The organism is Stenotrophomonas sp. GD03680 (assembly GCF_029844625.1).
In the GTDB taxonomy this organism is placed as follows: Bacteria; Pseudomonadota; Gammaproteobacteria; order Xanthomonadales; family Xanthomonadaceae; genus Stenotrophomonas; species Stenotrophomonas maltophilia_P.
The window spans coordinates 115,216-132,852 of the sequence record NZ_JAOCKC010000007.1 but is presented as its reverse complement, the minus strand read 5'-3'; the positions used below and the strand labels follow the sequence as shown (position 1 = coordinate 132,852).

At 67.4% G+C, this 17,637-nt stretch carries 14 protein-coding genes; 3 read left to right on the top strand and 11 right to left on the bottom strand.

What is annotated here, in order from left to right:
- The first annotated feature begins 64 nt into the window (after positions 1–64).
- Both adiC and N5J29_RS11015 read left to right on the top strand, forming a co-directional pair.
- On the top strand, positions 65–1,417 hold the full coding sequence (adiC, locus tag N5J29_RS11020) for an arginine/agmatine antiporter (RefSeq protein ID WP_053517667.1): 1,353 nt from the start codon (positions 65–67) through the stop codon (positions 1,415–1,417).
- A 20-nt stretch (positions 1,418–1,437) separates the two neighbouring features.
- Positions 1,438–3,726: an Orn/Lys/Arg decarboxylase N-terminal domain-containing protein gene (locus tag N5J29_RS11015; RefSeq protein ID WP_111185977.1), complete on the top strand. Its 2,289-nt coding sequence runs from the start codon at positions 1,438–1,440 to the stop codon at positions 3,724–3,726.
- A 132-nt stretch (positions 3,727–3,858) separates the two neighbouring features.
- Here the strand turns inward: N5J29_RS11015 and N5J29_RS11010 are convergent, their stop codons facing one another.
- The 8 genes from N5J29_RS11010 to N5J29_RS10975 form a co-directional block, all read right to left on the bottom strand.
- A complete protein-coding gene (locus tag N5J29_RS11010; protein ID WP_164151877.1) occupies positions 3,859–4,572 on the bottom strand; it encodes an energy transducer TonB in 714 nt (237 codons plus the stop codon).
- Entirely contained in the window at positions 4,565–5,341 is a 777-nt protein-coding gene (locus N5J29_RS11005; RefSeq protein WP_065182739.1) for a ChaN family lipoprotein, read from the bottom strand. The genes N5J29_RS11010 and N5J29_RS11005 overlap by 8 nt, the downstream gene beginning before the upstream one ends.
- Positions 5,342–5,351: 10 nt before the next feature.
- The gene (locus tag N5J29_RS11000) at positions 5,352–7,823 is read right to left on the bottom strand and encodes a TonB-dependent receptor (protein WP_164151875.1); all 2,472 of its coding nucleotides are present in this window, start codon (positions 7,821–7,823) and stop codon (positions 5,352–5,354) included.
- A 64-nt stretch (positions 7,824–7,887) separates the two neighbouring features.
- Entirely contained in the window at positions 7,888–8,814 is a 927-nt protein-coding gene (locus N5J29_RS10995) for a FecR domain-containing protein (protein ID WP_053517660.1), read from the bottom strand.
- Complete coding sequence (locus N5J29_RS10990) at positions 8,811–9,320, bottom strand: RNA polymerase sigma factor (protein WP_053517659.1); 510 nt, start codon at positions 9,318–9,320, stop codon at positions 8,811–8,813. The genes N5J29_RS10995 and N5J29_RS10990 overlap by 4 nt, the downstream gene beginning before the upstream one ends.
- Before the next feature lie 134 nt (positions 9,321–9,454).
- Complete coding sequence (locus tag N5J29_RS10985) at positions 9,455–9,679, bottom strand: hypothetical protein (RefSeq protein ID WP_065182742.1); 225 nt, start codon at positions 9,677–9,679, stop codon at positions 9,455–9,457.
- Positions 9,676–10,377 (bottom strand): glutamine amidotransferase, encoded by a 702-nt coding sequence (locus N5J29_RS10980; protein ID WP_065182743.1) that lies wholly within the window; start codon positions 10,375–10,377, stop codon positions 9,676–9,678. The genes N5J29_RS10985 and N5J29_RS10980 overlap by 4 nt, the downstream gene beginning before the upstream one ends.
- Positions 10,374–11,147, bottom strand: coding sequence for a YggS family pyridoxal phosphate-dependent enzyme (locus N5J29_RS10975; protein ID WP_164151873.1), 774 nt, complete (start codon positions 11,145–11,147; stop codon positions 10,374–10,376). The genes N5J29_RS10980 and N5J29_RS10975 overlap by 4 nt, the downstream gene beginning before the upstream one ends.
- Positions 11,148–11,223: 76 nt before the next feature.
- On the opposite strand from N5J29_RS10975, the gene ptsJ reads away from it, so the two are divergent.
- A complete protein-coding gene (gene ptsJ, locus N5J29_RS10970) occupies positions 11,224–12,507 on the top strand; it encodes a transcriptional regulator PtsJ (RefSeq protein ID WP_164151872.1) in 1,284 nt (427 codons plus the stop codon).
- 14 nt (positions 12,508–12,521) lie between these two features.
- Here ptsJ and N5J29_RS10965 read toward each other — a convergent pair whose 3' ends face one another.
- The 3 genes from N5J29_RS10965 to N5J29_RS10955 all read right to left on the bottom strand — a co-directional run bounded on the left by N5J29_RS10965 (position 12,522) and on the right by N5J29_RS10955 (position 17,636).
- The gene (locus N5J29_RS10965; RefSeq protein ID WP_053517653.1) at positions 12,522–13,028 is read right to left on the bottom strand and encodes a hypothetical protein; all 507 of its coding nucleotides are present in this window, start codon (positions 13,026–13,028) and stop codon (positions 12,522–12,524) included.
- An 81-nt stretch (positions 13,029–13,109) separates the two neighbouring features.
- Positions 13,110–16,220, bottom strand: a complete 3,111-nt coding sequence (locus tag N5J29_RS10960) for an error-prone DNA polymerase (RefSeq protein ID WP_164151870.1) — start codon at positions 16,218–16,220, stop codon at positions 13,110–13,112.
- Between the two features lie 6 nt (positions 16,221–16,226).
- Positions 16,227–17,636: a DNA polymerase Y family protein gene (locus N5J29_RS10955; protein WP_164151869.1), complete on the bottom strand. Its 1,410-nt coding sequence runs from the start codon at positions 17,634–17,636 to the stop codon at positions 16,227–16,229.
- Position 17,637 lies beyond the last annotated feature (1 nt).

Sequence of the window (17,637 nt, the reverse complement as noted above, 5' to 3'; positions counted from 1 at the left end):
CACGCCAGCGCAGCCAACCCCCATGCCCGGCGCAACCGGGCTGATGCCGGTACAGGAGATTGTCATGGCAGAAGCAAAGAAGATCGGTGTGGTGGGAGCCACCTTCCTCGTCGCGGGCAACATGATGGGCTCAGGCGTATTCCTGTTACCCTCCAGCCTGGCCAAGATCGGTACCGCCTCGATCTGGGGCTGGCTGATCACCACGGCGGGTGCGCTGCTGTTGGCGTTCGTGTTCGCCAAACTGGGCAAGCTGGCCCCGAAGGCCGGCGGCCCCTATGCCTATGCGCGCGACTGGTTCGGCCCCTACATGGGCTTCCAGACCAATACCATCTACTGGTTCGCCAACTGGATCGGCAATGTCGCCATCCCGATCGCGGCGGTGGGTTACTTCAGCTACTTCTTCCCGATCCTGTCCGAGCCGCTGGTGCGCTGCATCGCGGTCCTGGTGCTGGTGTGGGCGCTGAGTTTCGCCAACGTGATCGGTCCGGCCTTCGTCAGCCGCGTGCAAACCGTCACCACCAGCTTCGCGCTGGTGCCGATCCTGGGCATCGCCATCTTCGGCTGGTTCTTCTTCGATGCCGACATCTTCAAAGGGGCCTACAACGTCTCCGGTGAATCCAACTTCGGTGCGATCTCCAGTGCAGCCGCACTGACGCTGTGGGCGTTCATCGGCGTGGAGTCGGCGTCGGTGACCGCCGGCGTGGTCGAGAACCCGGAGAAGAATGTCGCGCGCGCTACGCTGGCCGGCGTGTTCCTTGCGGCCATCGCCTACATCGCCAGTTCGTCGGTGATCATGGGCATGGTCCCCAACGGTGAACTGCAGACTTCGGACGCGCCGTTCGCCTTGGCGGCGGCCAAGGCCGTGGGGGGGTGGGGCGGTGCGCTGGTCAGCCTGTGCGCGTTCATCGGTGCGGCCGGCTCGCTCGGTGGCTGGATCCTGCTGACCGCACAGAGCGCGAAGGCCGCATCGGATGATGGCCTGTTCCCGAGCATCTTCAGCAAAACCAACAAGGATGACGTGCCGGTCAAGGGCGTGCTGATCGTGGCGGTGCTGATGACGCTGGCCGTGCTGGTCACTTCCACCTCGGAAACGGCATCCGCGCAGTTCGATGTGATCACCTCGGCCGCGGTGGTGCTGACCCTGCTGCCCTACATCTATTCCTGCGTGGCCTGCTACTTCGTGGTCGAACGCTCGCACACCCTGGTGCATACCGGCGCGTTCTGGACCTTGACCAGCCTCACCGTCGTGTACTGCCTGTGGGCGATCTATGGCTCGTCGGGAACGATCGTGCAGTACGCCTTCCTGTTCGTCCTGTTCATCACCGTGTTCTATCCCTTCTTCAGCGAGGAGCGCCGCCAGCAGCGGCAGCGTGCCCGCGAGGCGGCGGCGATTTCTGCCGGCGCGCAGCATTCCTGATTCGGACAAGGAGAAACAACGTGTATTTCAAGTCATTGGACTATCCGATCATAGTCATCGACGGTGATTACGACTCACCACGCATCGGCGGCATCCTGATCCGCGCTCTGGTGGAAGAGCTGCGCAGCAACGACCAGCGCGTGCTGTGCGGGTTGAACCTGGATGATGCCCGTGCAGGAGCACGCACCTATGTTGCGGCGTCAGCCGTGCTGATATCGATCGATGGAAGCGAAGAAGTCGATGGCGAGTTCCAGCGCCTGACCGCGTTCCTGCGCGAGCAGAGCGCGCGCCGCGCGAACCTGCCGGTCTTCCTGTACGGCGAACGCCGCACCATCGAGAAGGTACCGAGCAAGCTGCTCAAGTACATCCACGGCTTTATCTTCCTGTTCGAGGACACCAAGAACTTCATCTCCCGGCAGGTGATGCGGGCCGCTGAAGACTACATGCAGCACCTGCTGCCGCCGTTCTTCAAGGCACTGATCCATCATGCCGCCGAGTCGAACTACTCCTGGCATACGCCCGGCCACGCCGGTGGCGTGGCCTTCACCAAATCGCCGGTTGGCCGTGCATTCCACCAGTTCTATGGCGAGAACACGCTGCGCAGCGATCTTTCGATCTCGGTGCCGGAGCTGGGATCGCTGCTGGACCACACCGGGCCGATCAAGGACGCCGAGAACGAAGCGGCCCGCAACTTCGGCGCCGACCATACGTTCTTCGTGACCAATGGCACCTCCACGGCCAACAAGATCGTATGGCACGGCACGGTGGCGCGGGGCGATGTGGTGTTCGTCGACCGCAACTGCCACAAGTCGCTCCTGCATGCGCTGATCATGACGGGCGCGGTACCCGTGTACTTCACGCCCAGCCGCAACGCGCACGGCATCATCGGCCCGATCAGCCTGGACCAGTTCACTCCGGAATCGCTGCAGCAGCGCATCGCCGCGAACCCGCTGGCGAGCAAGGCATACACGGCGGGCTCCAAGCCGCGTATCGCCGTGGTCACCAACTCCACCTACGATGGCCTGTGCTACAACGCCGAGAAGATCGCCGACGAGATCGGCAGTGCGGTGGACTTTCTGCACTTCGATGAGGCCTGGTATGCCTACGCGGCATTCCATCCCTTCTACGAGAACCACTACGGCATGGCCAAGGGCAAGCCGCGCGAGCAGGATGCGATCATCTTCACCACGCACTCCACCCATAAGCTGCTTGCCGCGTTCTCGCAGGCCTCGATGATCCATGTGCGCAACTCGGCACAGCGCAATCTGGATGCGGAGCGTTTCAACGAATCATTCATGATGCACACCTCCACCAGCCCGCATTACGGCGTGATCGCTGCCTGTGATGTCGCGTCGAAGATGATGGAGGGCGAGGCCGGTCGCTCGCTGGTGCAGGAGATGCACGACGAGGCGATCGCATTCCGGCGCGCCATGCTGCATGTGCGCGACGATCTCGGCCGTGATGATTGGTGGTTCAGCGTATGGCAGCCGACCAAGGTCGAGCGCAGCCTTGACAAGGGCGACACGCCGGCGCCGATGGTGGCCAAGCGGGAGGAGTGGTACCTGCAGCCGGATGGGCACTGGCATGGTTTCGAGAATCTGGTGGACGACTATGTGCTGATCGATCCCATCAAGGTGACCCTGCTGACCCCTGGCCTGTCGATGGATGGTGGAATGGGCCGGCTGGGCATTCCAGCGGCGGTGCTGAGCAAGTTCCTGTGGGGTCGTGGCATCACTGTGGAGAAGACCAACCTCTACTCGGTGCTGTTCCTGTTCTCGATGGGGATCACCAAGGGCAAGTGGAGCACGCTGGTCACCGAGCTGATGGCGTTCAAGGAGCTGTATGACCGCAACGCCCCCCTGAGCCAGGCGCTGCCGACGCTGGCGGCGGACTATCCCGTTGCCTACGCTGGCTGGGGACTGCGCGACCTCTGCGATGCGCTGCACGCCTTCAACCAGGAGTTCGCAGTGGCCCGGGTAATGCGCGAGATGTACGTGGACCTGCCGACGCCGGTGATGACCCCGGCCGATGCCTACAACCATCTGGTGAAGGGGGAAATCGAACGGGTGGACATCGAACAGCTCAGTGGCCGCATCGCGGCGACCATGCTGGTGCCGTACCCGCCCGGCATTCCCACCATCATGCCGGGCGAGCGCTTCGGTGCCAGCGATGAGCCCATCATCGAGTCGCTGCGCATCGCACGCGAGCAGAATGCGCGCTTCCCGGGCTTCGAGTCGGACGTGCACGGACTGATCATCGAGCACGACGGCGAGACCGTTTCGTACAAGGTGGAAGTGCTGAAGGCCTGAGCCACTCCGTGGTCCTCCGCACGCGTCGCGGTGCGGAGGACTGCCAAGGAGGGGGCCCGGTGCACCGTCGCGTTGATCCGGTTGCCGCATCTGGCAGTGGTTGGCCGAGATCGTAGCGGAGGCGCGGACCGTCTAGCGCAGGTAGTACTCCACGGGCACCACCAGTTCCTGCGGTGCCTTCATTTCGTTGGGAATGCGTGGCAGCGGCTGTGCGCGGCGGAAGGTCTGCAGCGCCGCGTCATCGAGCAGGGACTGGCCGCTGGACTGCTCCAGGCGCAGCGCCAGAAGGCGTCCGTCGCGGTCGATGCTGGCGCGGACCCAGCTGGTGCCCTGCTGGCGCCGCGATCTAGCGCTGGAGGGGTAGTAGCGGTATCGCTCCAGTCGTGCCATCAGCCGCGCTTCCCACTGGTCGCTGGCAGCGCCGGCCTGGACGTCCGCGGGTGGGGCGTCCGGAGCAGGCGGCGCGGCCGTGATCGATGCCGGTGCGGGACGGGCATCGGCCGCGGCCGCAGGTGGGGCGACCTGCGTGGGTTGCCGGCCGGCGCCGGCGATCTCGCTGGCGGCCAGTTCGCCTTCACGCGCGTGGGTCGGCGCGGGTGGCGGCGGCGATTTCCGTGGCTGCGCGGCGCGCGCCTGTTGCGCCTGGCTGGGCTGTTCGGCCTGGCGTTCCTCCACAGGCTGTGGCGGTGCAGCCGGCGCAAGCAGGCGCAGGCTGATGCGCACATCCTGCTCTGGCGGCGGCAGCGTAGGCGGGGCTGCCACCCAGTGCACGAGCAGCAGCAGCGGCAGCAGGTGGATCCCGACGGTGATCGCCATTGCCTGCCAGTGTTGCCTGCGTTCACTCATCTGCGATCACCCACAGCAGGTCGGCGTCGCTGGCGTCGATGGCTTCTTCCGCCGATGCCAGAGCGACCACCAGCGCAGGCGCGGATGCGGGCAGATAGCCCGGTACGCCGGTGCCGCGCAGCACATGCCAGCGGCCGGCAACCAGCAGCGCGGGTGTCTGTGCGGCCGCCAGTACCTGCGCCATACGCGAATCGCGGGCCTGCTGAACGGCCAGCATGCCTTCCAGCAGCGGTGCGGCGTCGGCGTGCTGGGCCAGCACTACGTTCGACAGGCGGTGGCGTGCGCCAGGCACCGGGAAGCGCGCCGGTGCCGACGAAGCGAGCAGCGCGTCGACCTCCGCACGCGAGAGGTTGCCACCGTGCAGGGCGATGCCTGCAGCGGCGGCATCCTGCACCAGTCCGCCATAGGCCGACCACGGCCAACGGGGGTCCCAGCCCAGCAGTTCCTGCAGGTGTTGCCCGTCGGCACGGTTGCCCTTGTCCAGCCAGCGCTGCACGCGCTGCAGGCGGGGCTGGCGTTCACTGCCGATCATCTCCAGGACCAGCGCACCCTGTGGTCGCTGCTGGTGCAGGGCCTGCAACAGCCAGCGTTCGGCGGCATGGTCGGCGGCGACGTCATGGCGTTCCCCCAGCAGCAGGTGCCGGGCGGCGGCGACGCGCTGCACGAACGCCGCTTCCTGCAACGGCCGGCCGCTGGCCAGGTCGATCACCGTGCCGGGCATCGACTGGGCCTGCCCGGTCGCCAGCACGGCAAGCAGGCACAGCGGCAACCAGCGTCGGCTAGAACGCCACGTTGACGCCCATCGAGACGGTGCGGCCGCGGCCGTTGCCGCGGTCCAGGATCGGGCTGAAGATGCTGTCGATCGAGGCATTGTTGTCATAGGCTTTGTTTTGCAGGTTTTCGATGTTCAGCCATACGGTGGTGCTGGCCTGTGGCTTGAAGCTGGCGTAGAAGTCCAGCAGCACACCCGTGCCGCGGGTCTTGCGGGTCTGGAAGAAGTCGTAGCCTTCCTCAGTGGGGCCGGAGTATTCGGCGCGCACGCCGGCCTGCACGCGCTGCTGCCACCAGCGACCGCCGACGTCCAGCGTCCAGTAGCGGTCGGGAAGCGTGGTGATGTCTTCCAGGTTGACGAACTCGATGGTGGGCGCGCTGGTGTGTGATCGTGTCCAGCTCAGCGTCGCGTGATAGTGCTCGCTGGCGTAGTGGGCCTCCAGCTCGATGCCACGCATGCGCACCACGCCCGGGTCGTTCATCCAGCGGGTGGTGACGCTGAAGTCGTCCACATCCAGCGCATCGGTCCAGGCCGAAAGCTGCGGGTCGCTGTCGATCGGTACCACGACGGGCTCGATTTCCGGTGGATGCACGATCAGCAGGTACTGCGGCTTGATGTAGTCGCGAATGCGGTTGTCGAAGCGAGTTACCCGCAACTGGGCCAGGTCGCCGTCGCGCAGCAGCGAGTCGGTGCTGAGATTGGCGCCGAACTGCAGGTTGCGCGAGCGTTCGCGACGCAGGAATGGATTGGCGCCTACGCCATCGGCATCGCTCATGCCTTCCAGCGGAATCTTCTCGAAGAACATCTCCTGCACGCGTGGGGGCCGCGATGTCCGCGAGGCCTCGGCGTACAGCTGCAGCCAGTCGGTTGCCTGCAACGAAACCGAGAGGCTGGGACTGAGTGCATGTTGGCGGCGGCGGATGTCGATGCCCCCGCCGTTGATCCGGGTGCACTGGCCCGGCACATCCGAACAGGCCGGGATGTGCCCGCGGATGCCGTAGCGATCCTGGCGCAGCCCGGTGGTCAGTGCGTAGATGCCGTACTGCAGTTCGAGCGTACTGAACACGCTGTCCAGCTGGCTGCGCCCCTGCGGGTTGGCGCCGCGCAGGGTGGGCGTATCAGCAACGAAAATGTCCGACTGGTGCTTGAGGCCTGTGTTCCAGCGTGCCTGCAGCGAGCCGATCTCGAGGCGGCTGGTGTTGTCGATGTTCCAGCTGCTCAGGCTGCTGTGGGTACGCCGGCCGATGTAGCTGGACACTTCCACCGGCGGATAGAACAGCCGCGTCTTGTTGGCGGCGAAGCTGGCGCGCAGATCGATCCAGGGCGTGTAGGGCGTGTAGTGATAGCTGGCGCGCTGGTTGCGTGCCGAGATCTGCCACGGGTAGTTGTGATAGAAGTCGTTCTCGTAGCGCATGTGGCTCAGGTCCAGCCGGTGCAGCTCACTGGGTTGCAGGCGGGCCTTGAGCAGCCAGCTTCTGGGGTGCTGGCTGCCCGGGTCGGCGCTGTTCTTCTGCCCGTTGGCGGTCGCGTACTCGCTGCTGCGGCTGCTGCTGGCCGCCGCAAGCAGGCCGAACTGACGGTCACCGCCTTCCTCGCTGTGGCGCCAGGCGCCGGCGAAGGTGCGGCCACTGCCATAGCCGTTGTCGCCGTGCCGGTAGCCGGCGCGCAGGCCCCAGTCGCGGCTCTCACCCAGCAGGTCATCGATATCCAGCGTGCGGAAGTTGGCGGTACCGGCCAGGGTGCCAGCGCCATCGCCGCCAGCGACGGCACCGCGCTGCACATCCACCCCGGCCAGCAGGAATGGATCGACATAGGCGAACGGGCCCCCGGAGCCGTGCCCGGCGTTGTTGCGGAAGGTCTGGGTGACACCGTCGATCATCGTGTTGACGCGGCCGGCGCCGGTCATGCCACGGATGTTGACCTGGAGGCCGGGCTGGCTGCGCGAGTGGAAGCTGTGCGTGCCGGGCATCGAGCGCAGCAGGCTGTTGCCCTCCTGGCGTTCGGCCATCGCCACGCGTTCACTGCCAACGGCTGGCGCGAAGCCATCGCGGGTGGCGGGGACGTACTGGCTGGCGCCGGTGCCGGGCGCATGGCCCTGTGCAGGAGTGCCCTGCACGCGCAACGGACCGGTGCGGCGGCTGCCATCGCTGGACTCGGCAGGCGCCGGCTCGAGGGTGGCACGCCGTGCATCGATGAAGCGGGGCCGCAGGCCGGTGCCGGCCAACAATTGTGACAGCGCCTGCCTGTCGTCGAAGTTGCCGCGCAGGGCGGGCGCCATCTGGCGCTGGGGCAGCGCGCCACCGATCACCAGATCGATGCCGGTGAGCCGGCTGTAGGCATCCAGTGCGCCGGCCAGCGGCTGTGCAGGCAGGTCGTAGTGGCGGGTTGCGGTCTGTGCCTGGGCATGGCCGGACAGAAATGGAACCGGGCTGGCGCAGGCCAGCGACAAGGCCAGGATAAGGGGGCGGTGGGACAGCATCGAGGTCTCCAGGGAGTGACGCAGAGCGTCGTCAGCCTGGGAAGACGCACGGGCAGGGACGATGTCAGGGTGCATGGCCGGTGCCGTGCGTTGATGACAGCCACAGCTGCAGTCCGGGACCGATGCGCAGCACGCGGACCTGCAATTGCCGGGCGAGCTGGTCGCGGGTGCCGGTGGCGCCGGTGGCATTGCCCAGCACGGTGACCCGCTGCTGGCGCAGGCGCGCGCCCATGATCCAGGTGTGCCCACCGTCCCAGCGGTCCAGCCCCCGGGCGACATCCTCCAATGGTGCCGATACCCAGTGCAGGCGCCGCTCGCGCCAGGCGAGCACGCCTGCCGGTGCGGCCGACGGGGTGCCGGGTGTCTGGCCATCGAAGCGCAGTTGTTCGCCCTGGCTTGCCTCTCCGCTGCCGCTGCCGCTGTCCACCCGCACCTGGTGTTCGGTGACGGTCACCACGCTGCTGCCGTTCTGCACGGCGACATCGAATGCGGTGCCCAGCGCGGTGACCCTGCCATGCGGCGTGCGCACCTGGAACGGCCGGTCGGCATCGGCGGCAACCTGGAACCAGGCCTGTCCCTTCTTGAGCTGCAACTGCCGGCGCTGCCCGTCGATGCGGACGCGCACCTCGCTGCCCGGAGACAGCACGACGCGCGAACCGTCCTGCAAGGGTGTCTCGCGGATCTCGCCGACGGTGGTGCGCAGCACCAGTTCTGGCGGCGGTGCGTCCTGGCGGAGCGACAGGCCCAGCACGCACAGCAGCAGGGCGCCGATGCCCGCCTCGCGCAGGGCGCGCCGGCGGTGACGCTGCTGCTGGCGTTGCAGGCTGGGCAGGCCGGCACCGGCCTGCCACAGCTGCTGCAGGTGCAGGTACTGTGCTGCATGGCGCGGGTCTGCCTGATACCAGTGGGCGAACGCGCGCTCGTCGCGCGTACCGTCATGGCCGTCGAGCCACCAGCGTGCGGCTTCGCGTGCGATCGTGTCCTGGCTCATGGGCCGGGCACCTGTTGCAGCGCGACCAGCGCGCGCAGCAGGTGTCCATGCACGGTCTGCCGGCTGATGCCGAGCTGGCGACCGATTTCGGCCAAGGCCATCTGTTCGACCCGGGCCAGCAGGAACACCTGCCGCGAGCGCGGCGGCAGGGCGGCGATGATCGCGTCCAGGTGACGCAGTTGTTCGAGATCGAGCAGGCGTTGTTCCGGCAGGGGCGCCGGATCGGCGAGGGTGGTCAGAGATGCTTCGTCCAGCGGGTCTTCCCGGCGGCGCTGGCGTTGCCGGTAATGGTCGGCGATCAGGTTGTGGGCGACGCGGTACAGGTAGGCGCGGCCATTGCTGAGCAGGCCACTGGCGGCGACCTTGACGACACGCAGCCAGGTCTCCTGGACGACGTCATCGGCATCGCTGCGTTGCGGGAGTTTGCGGCGGACGTGGGCGTGCAGCGGCCGGTAATGGGCGGCGCACAGATGCGCGACATCCGTCGGTTCGACAGGCGTGGACACGGGGCGGGCTACAACTGGGAAAGGGAACAGCCCGCGGCGGCAAGGGCAGCGCCTGCACCTTACAGTAAAAGAGAATCATTTGCATCCATGGTGCCGGCGCATCGAAGGCGAGCGGGCCGGCAGCGCGCTCTGCGTCAGAGGTCGCGGTACTGGATCTGTGCAGCGAGCACACGCAGGCCTTCGGCGCTGCTGGACAGGATGCGTTCTTCGCCAATGCCCTTCTGGCGTTGCAGCTGGAATCCCGCTGCGTTGGGCAGGTGCGCGGCGATGGTCTCCAGGCGTTGCAGCGCATCGGCCCCTTGGCAGTCGAAATGACCCCAGTAGGCGCCGTGACGGTGGACCAGCAGGCGGTAGTTCATCGTGCGTTCTCCGGTAGTTCCTGCAGCCAGTGGTTGAACATCGCAGTCGCGGCTGCGGCCAGCGGGGCGCCATAGCGGCGTGCCTGCGCGCGAAGATCGTTCGGGTCGATGCCCGCCTGGGCCAGCTCGAGCGCGTGGCCGATCAGCCAGCGTTCGAACTGCCGCGCGTCCAGTTCCGGGTGGCACTGCAGGGCCAGTGCATGCTTCCCGATGGAAAAGGCCTGGTGGCGGCAGGCGGGTGTGCTGGCAAGACGGTGCGCACCGTCCGGGAGTTCGAAGGCTTCGCCATGCCAATGCAGCACAGGAATGCCCTGCAATGCCAGCAGGGGAGAACGCTGGCCCTCGTCGGTCAGCAGCAGTGGCGCGAATCCGATTTCCTTGCCTCCGCTGGGCGCCACCTCCGCCCCCAGCGCACGTGCCATCAGCTGCGCACCCAGGCAGATGCCGAGGGTCGGCCGCTGCAGGTGCAGGCGCCGTTGCAGCAGCGCGATGCTGTCAGCCAGGAAGGGGTAGAGCAGGCCATCGTTGACGCTGACCGGGCCTCCCAGTACGACCAGCAGATCAGCCGCTTCGGCCGCGTCAAGCGCATCGATGCCGGCCTGCAACACGTGCAGCTGCCAGCCCTGGGCCAACAGCAGCGGCTGCAGCGTGCCGAGGTCTTCGAAGGCGATGTGTTGCAGGACGACTGCGTGCTTCATGCGGCCCCTCCACGGGTGGGCCAGTAGGCGCTGTCCGGTGTCGCGCGTGCTCCGAAGATGGCCTGGCCGACGCGGACCACGGTGGCGCCCTCCTCGATGGCGACCTCGAAGTCGCCGGACATGCCCATCGACAGCTGCGACAGGTCGATGCCGGTCGGCGCGCTGCGCTGCAGCTGGTCGCGCAGCGTGCGCAGGCGGACGAAGCAGGCGCGTACGCGTTCCACCTCCGGAGTGAAGATGGCCAGGGTCATCAGTCCGCGTACGCGCAGGCGGTCGAACATGGGCAGCTGCTGCACGAAAGCCTCGACGGCGCCGGGCTCCAGGCCGTACTTGCTGGGTTCGGCGGAGGTGTTGACCTGTACGAACACGTCCAGAGTGCGGTCCTCCAGCAGCAGGCGCTGCTGCAGCGCTTCGGCCACGCGCAGGCTGTCCAGCGCCTGGAATTCACTGGCGAAGCGCGCCACATGGCGGGCCTTGTTGGTCTGCAGGTGGCCGATCACCGACCAGTGCACGCCAAGGTCGGCCATCGACTCGGCCTTGCGCTGTGCCTCCTGCACCTTGTTCTCACCCAGCTCATGGCAGCCGGCAGCCACGGCCATGCGGATGCGCGCCTCATCCACGGTCTTGCTGACCGGCAGCAGGCGCACGCTCTGCGGGTCGCGGCCCGCGCGGGCACAGGCACGCGCGATGCGCTGGCGCACTGTGAGCAGGTTGCGGGCGATCTGTTCGACGGACTGGGCGACAGGCCAGTCGGCGGCGGCAAGGGGCATGCGTGCACCTCCAATGCAGGATGGCCAGGGTGGGATACACTGGCACAGGACAAGATTTATTTTGGCATAGGACAAAATGAAAATCACCGGGCACAGTGCCGAATCGATCTTCGACAGCATCCGCGAGGGCATCGGCGACGGGCGGCTGACCGCCGGCAGCGTGCTGCCGCCGGTACGCGAGCTGGCCGAGCGGCTGGGCGTCAACCGCAACACCGTGGCGGCCGCGTACAAGCGGCTGGACGCGGCGGGCCTGGCCAGTACGGGGGGGCGGCGCGGTACCACGGTGCGTGGCGTGCCGGCCCCCGTCGCGCGCGAAGGCAGTCCGCCGGGGCTGGCGCTGCACGATCTGGCAGGTGGCAATCCGGACCCACGGCTGTTGCCGAGCCTGCGCCTGGCACCGGCGCCACCTCGGCTGTATGGCGTGGGTACGGTCGACCCGCGCATGCAGCGGTTGGCACGTGCGTCGCTGGATGCCGATTGTCCGCAGGGCTACGCCCTGGAGCTGAGCCACGGTGCCGTCGATGGCATCGAACGCCTGCTGGCTGCCTGGCTGCTGCCCGGCGACCGCATCGCTGTAGAGGATCCCTGCTTCCTTGGCAGCCTCAACGTGCTCAATGCCGCTGGCCACACGCCGCTGTCCGTGGCGGTGGACACGCATGGGATGCAGGTGGCGTCGCTGCGGCGGGCGCTGGAGGCTGGCGCACGCGCGGTACTGCTGACGCCGCGCGCACACAATCCTACCGGCGCCAGCCTGGATGCGAAGCGGGCGCGGGCACTGCGCCAGCTGCTGGCCGGCTACCCGCAGGTGGCGGTGCTGATCGACGATCATTACGCGTTGCTCTCGCAGCAGGCCTACCACTCGGTGCTGCCCGTCGATGGCCGGCGCTGGGCACTGCTGCGCTCGCTGTCCAAGCCGTTGGGCCCGGATCTGCGCCTGGCATGGCTGGCCTGCGATGAAGAAACCGCAGTACGGCTGCGCCTGCGGCTGGCAGCGGGAACCGGCTGGGTCAGCCACCTGCTGCAGGACGCGGCGGTCTCGGTGCTGGAATCAGCCCCGCAGCGGGCGAAGATCGCTTCGGCCGGCGTGCGTTACCAGCAGCGGTTGCAGTCGCTGCAGATGCTGCTGCAGGCGCGGGGCGTTCAGCAGGCCGTGCCGATGGAGGGGTTGAACCTTTGGTTGCCGCTGCCGGATGACAGCCGCCCGCAGGTACTGGCGCTGGCCGCCCGCGGCTGGCATGTGCGTGCCGGCGAAGTGTTCGCGGTTTCCGCCCCCGGCCATGGCCTGCGCATCACCTGTGCGGCGCTGGGAACACCGCAGCAGCGACAGCTGGCCGATGACCTGGCGACCGTGCTGGGATGATGAACCCGCGTCCTTCAGGGCGCGGCACTGACGCCGGGGCGCACGTAGTAGGACTGCCCGCTGTCATCCACGAACATCAACTCCGGCTTGCCCTGCCAGGAGGTGAGCATCGCGCCGGTGTTGTTCTGGTGTTTGACCATCAGGCTGGCGCCGCGGTCGGGGTTGGCGACCACCTTGAACACTTCGGTGGTGCCGGCTGCATCGTCAAGCGTCAGCAGGGCTTCGCCACCGTGGTCGGTCGTGCCGTAGCCGCCGCGTTCGGAGCCGTCCGGACCCAGCAGAACCAGGCCGGACAGGGCGCTGGCACGTGTTCCCTGCACCTGGCCGCGACTGCGCGGGTCGGGCACCGGGGCGCCCAGGATCACCCGCGCCTGACCGGCGCCATCGTGGATGACCAGGCCCCGGGCTTCGATCACCCGCTGCGGCGATTGGCTGCGATGCAGGCTCCAGGCAGTCCAGCCGGAAACGAGCAGGGCGAGGGTGGAGACCAGCAGCGTGGTCAGCGTGAGTGCGCGGGGCATCGGATCGTCCTTCCATGGATGTGCCGACGATAACGGAAGCGGGCCGCTCATGACCAGTTCGCTGTGTGACGCGGTGTGTCCTCAGTGGAAGTCGCGGCTTCGGCTGCGCAGGCCCTGCAGCAGTTCATCCAGGCAGTGCATGCGTTGCACGATCACATGCTGCACGCCATCGACACGCTCCAGGCGGCCGTCGATCTGCATCAACTGGGTATCGACCAGTACACGGTGCTGCCGGTCGGCCAGGTGCCGCCAGACCACGGCATTGACCATGCCGGTTTCATCTTCCAGGGTAAGGAAGGTGACGCCGCTGGCGGTCTGGGGACGCTGGCGCATGCGTACCAGCCCGGCGATGCGTACGCGGCGGCCATGGCCGTGGCCGGCCAGTTGTGCGGCGTCGAGGCAGCCGCGGCTGCGCAGCTGCATGCGCAGGAATGACATGGGATGGCGACCCAGGGTAGTGCCGATGCTGCGGTAGTCGGCCTGCATGTCTTCCCACGCACTGGGCAACGGCAATGGCACGCGTGATTCAGCGGTGGTGCGGGCCTGATCGAACAGCGGCAGGCGGTTTTCCACGCCGGAGACATCCCAGCGCGCACGATGACGATGCCCGCTGAGGCCGCGCAGCGCGCCGGCATCGGCCAGCAGGCCCTGATGGCGCCGGTCCAGGACGGTGCGCTGGCACAGATCGCCGACATCGTCGAATGGCCGTCGCGCGCGTTCGCGCATGATGGCCTGTGCCACCTGTTCGTTGCAGCCATCGACCAGGCGCAGGCCCAGCCGGATCGCCGCGGGACCCCTGCTGAAATCCAGCGTGCAGTCCCAGTCGCTGTGGCGCACGTCCACCGGCAGCACGATGATGCCGTGCCGGCGCGCATCCTGCAGCAGCTGGTCGGGGCTGTAGAACCCCAGTGGCTGGCTGTTGATCAGGCTGGCGGTGAACGCGGCCGGATGATGGCACTTCAGCCAGCAGCTGTTATAGGTCAGCAGGGCGAAGCTGGCGGCGTGGCTTTCCGGGAAGCCGTAATCGCCGAAGCCCTTGATCTGCTCGAACAGGTGCTCGCCGTATTCGCGACTGAAGCCGTTCTCCAGCATGCCGGCCAACAGCTTCTCGCGATGCGGCTCCAGCCCGCCGCGGCGCTTCCAGGCCGCCATCGAACGGCGCAGGGCATCGGCCTCGCCCGGGGTATAACCGGCCGCATCCACCGCCAGCTGCATCACCTGTTCCTGGAACAATGGCACGCCCAGCGTACGTGCGAACACGCGTTCCAGCCGCGGTGGGTAGAGCGGATTGTGTGGATCGTTCAGTGCATCAGGGCCGTGCTCGCGCAGGATCCGCCGCCGCTCCAGATAGGGATGCACCATGTCGCCCTGGATCGGACCGGGTCGCACGATCGCGACTTCGATCACCAGGTCATAGAACGTGCGCGGCTGCATGCGCGGCAGCATCGCCATCTGCGCGCGCGATTCGATCTGGAACACGCCGATGGTGTCGGCGGCGCAGATCATGTCGAAGGTCTTCGCATCCTTGGGCGGGATCGCATCCATGCGTCCTTCGTGCAGGCCATGCTGCTTCAGCATTGCCAGGCATTTGCGGATGGCGGTGAGCATGCCCAGCGCCAGGCAGTCGACCTTCATCAGGCCTGTGGCATCCAGATCGTCCTTGTCCCACTGGATGACGGTGCGGTCGGCCATCGCTGCGTTCTCCACCGGCACCAGCGTCGACAGCGGGTGTTCGGAAATCACGAAACCGCCCGGATGCTGCGACAGGTGGCGCGGGAAGTCGATCAGCTCGGCGGTCAATGACAGCAGTCGCCGCATCAGCGGCGTCTCCGGGTCGAAGCCGCGCTCGCGCAGGGTTTCCGGTAGCGGAATGTTGCCACCCCAATGGTCCATCGCCGCGCCCAGTTCATTGACCTGGTCCATCGGCAGTCCCAGCGCGCGGGCGACATCACGGATCGCACTGCGGCCGCGATAGCTGATCGCCACCGCCGTCAACGCGGCGCGTTCGCGGCCATAGCGCTTGAACACGTACTGCAGGACTTCCTCGCGCCGTTCATGCTCGAAATCGATATCGATATCCGGTGGTTCATTCCGCTCGGCGGAGATGAAGCGCTCGAACAGCAGATTGCTGCGCGCGGGGTCGATCTCGGTCACGCCCAGTACGAAGCACACCGTTGAATTGGCGGCCGAGCCGCGGCCCTGGCAGAGGATGTCCTGGCTGCGGGCGAAGCGCACGATGTCGTGCACGGTGAGGAAGTAGGAGGCATAGTTCTTCTTCCTGATCAATGCCAGCTCGTGCTCGATCTGCCTGCGCTGTGGTTCCTGGATGCCCTCCGGCCAGCGCCAGGGAATCTTTTCTTCCACCAGCTCGCGCAACCAGCTGTCCGGGTCATGACCTTCCGGCACCAGTTCACGCGGGTAGGTGTACTTCAACTGGTCCAGGGTGAAGTGGCAGCGCTCGGCGATGCGCACGGTCTCGGCCAGCAGTTCAGGGGGGTACAACCGGGCCAGCGCGGTGCGCGGGCGCAGATGGCGTTCGCCATTGGGGAACAGGCGCCAGCCGGCTTCGGCCACGCTGCAGCGGTGACGGATCGCGGTCAGCGTGTCCTGCAGCGCGCGGCGGCGGCGCACATGCATGTGCACATCGCCGCTGGCGACCAGCGGCAGGCCGTGGCGTTCGCCGAACGCCTGCAGCTGCTGCAGGCGGCGCGCGTCGTCGTGCTCATGATGCAGTTCCACCGCCAGCCACAGGCGGTCCTTGAAGGCTGCGCGCAGCAGTGGCAGATCGGTGGCGGCGGGCTGCCGGTCCAGCCACAGGCACAACAGGCCGTCGGGCAGGCCGGACAGGTCATCGCGCAGGCAGCGGTACTCGCCCTTGCCGGCCCGCCGCCGGCAGGTGGTGATCAACTGGCACAACCCGGCGTAGGCAGCCTGGTCGGTGCACAGCAGCGCCAGCTTCGGTCCCTCTTCGACCTGGAACTCGGCACCGACGATGAGCGCCACGCTCTGTGTCTTCGCTGCCTGCCAGGCGCGCACGATGCCAGCCAGCGAACACTCGTCAGTGATCGCCAGCGCGCGGTAGCCCTGGCCGCGGGCACGTGCGAACAGTTCCTCGGCGGTGGAGGCACCGCGCTGGAAGCTGAAGGCCGACAGGCAGTGCAGTTCGGCATAGCCGGGCAGCTCATCGTGCATGGTGGTTCAGCCGAACCAGCCGTGCAGCATCCACGGTGCATGTGGATCATTGCGCTCGCGGAAGGCCCAGCCGCGCTGGCCGTGTGCGGTTTCCACCACGTAGTAGTCACGGCGCGCATCGGCCTGGTCCCACCAGCCTGATTCGATCCGCTCCGGCCCGGTGACGATGCGCAGCCGCGGGTCACGCAGCACCTGTGGTGTGTCCAGCAACCAGCCGGGGCGCAGCGGCCAGTACGCCGGTGGCCTGGCGGGTGCCTGGGTGCCACTGGCGCGTTCGGGGCGATGGTCGGCCTGCACGGCAAGGGGCTGCACGGCGTCATCGCCGAGCCGTGCACGCAGGCGCTCGCGCAGCTGGGTCCACGGCATCGCCTGTGCCGGGCGGGTGTCGAACAGATCGCGTGCGGCGGGCACGAAGGGCGGCAGCTGTTCGGCCTGCAGGCGCAGGGCCCGGCTGCCCGCCGGCAGCGGGAAAGCCTCCATGCGGTTACGGGCGATCTCGAACAGCAGCGCGGCATCGCGCTCGGGTGCGAGCAGGCCGATGGTCAGCACGCTGGCAGGCAGCAGGTCGTGTTCGAAATGCAGGTCGAAACGCTGCACGCCGCCATCGCGCGAGCACAGGAAGGCCGCCAGATCCAGCAGCAGGCGTCGCAGCGGAAACAGCAGGGCCTGGCTGGATTCGATCTCGTACTCGAATTCGATGCGTGCGTCGAAACGGTCTGGTGGCTGGTAGTAGCGCAGGGGGGCGGTGGGCAGGCCACGCAGCGCGTCCAGCTGCTGCAGCACGTCCGGCGCGAAGCGGCGCGCCAGGCTTTCGCGCGGCAGGTCGAACACTGCCCCCAGCGTACGCAGCCCGGAGCGGCCAAGCACGGTCACCGCATCGGCCGGCAACCCGCTGCGCGGCAAGGGCAGCTGCGCCAACAGGGCTGGCAACTGTCCTGCATCGATACCGAGGCCATCATGCACGTTGGCCAGCACCCGTGCGGCATGGGGATTGGGCGCCGCGACCAGGCGGTGACGGAATCCAAGTTCATGCAGGCCATCACGCAGGCGCCGTTCGATCGCCAGCCAATCGCCGAACAGGGCACGGCTGGCACCGATCTCCAGGACCAGTGCGTGCGGAAAGTCGAGGCTGACCTGCGAACTGAAGCCGTACAGCCAGCTGGCCAGCAACTGGCGGGTGTGCAGCTCGGTGGCCGGATCGTAGTCATGCAGCTGCAGGTCCTGCACCAGTACCTGTGCGGCCGACAGCAGCATGCCCGGACGCAGGCCGGCTGCACGCGCAGCAGGGCTGACGGCGCGCAGCACGCGACGCTGCGCCGGCCCCTGCAGCAGCACCAGTGGCCGCTGCGGATCCGCTTGCAGGCGCAGCACGCAATCCAGCGCCAGCTGCGGCAACAACAGGCAGGCCCAGTCCATG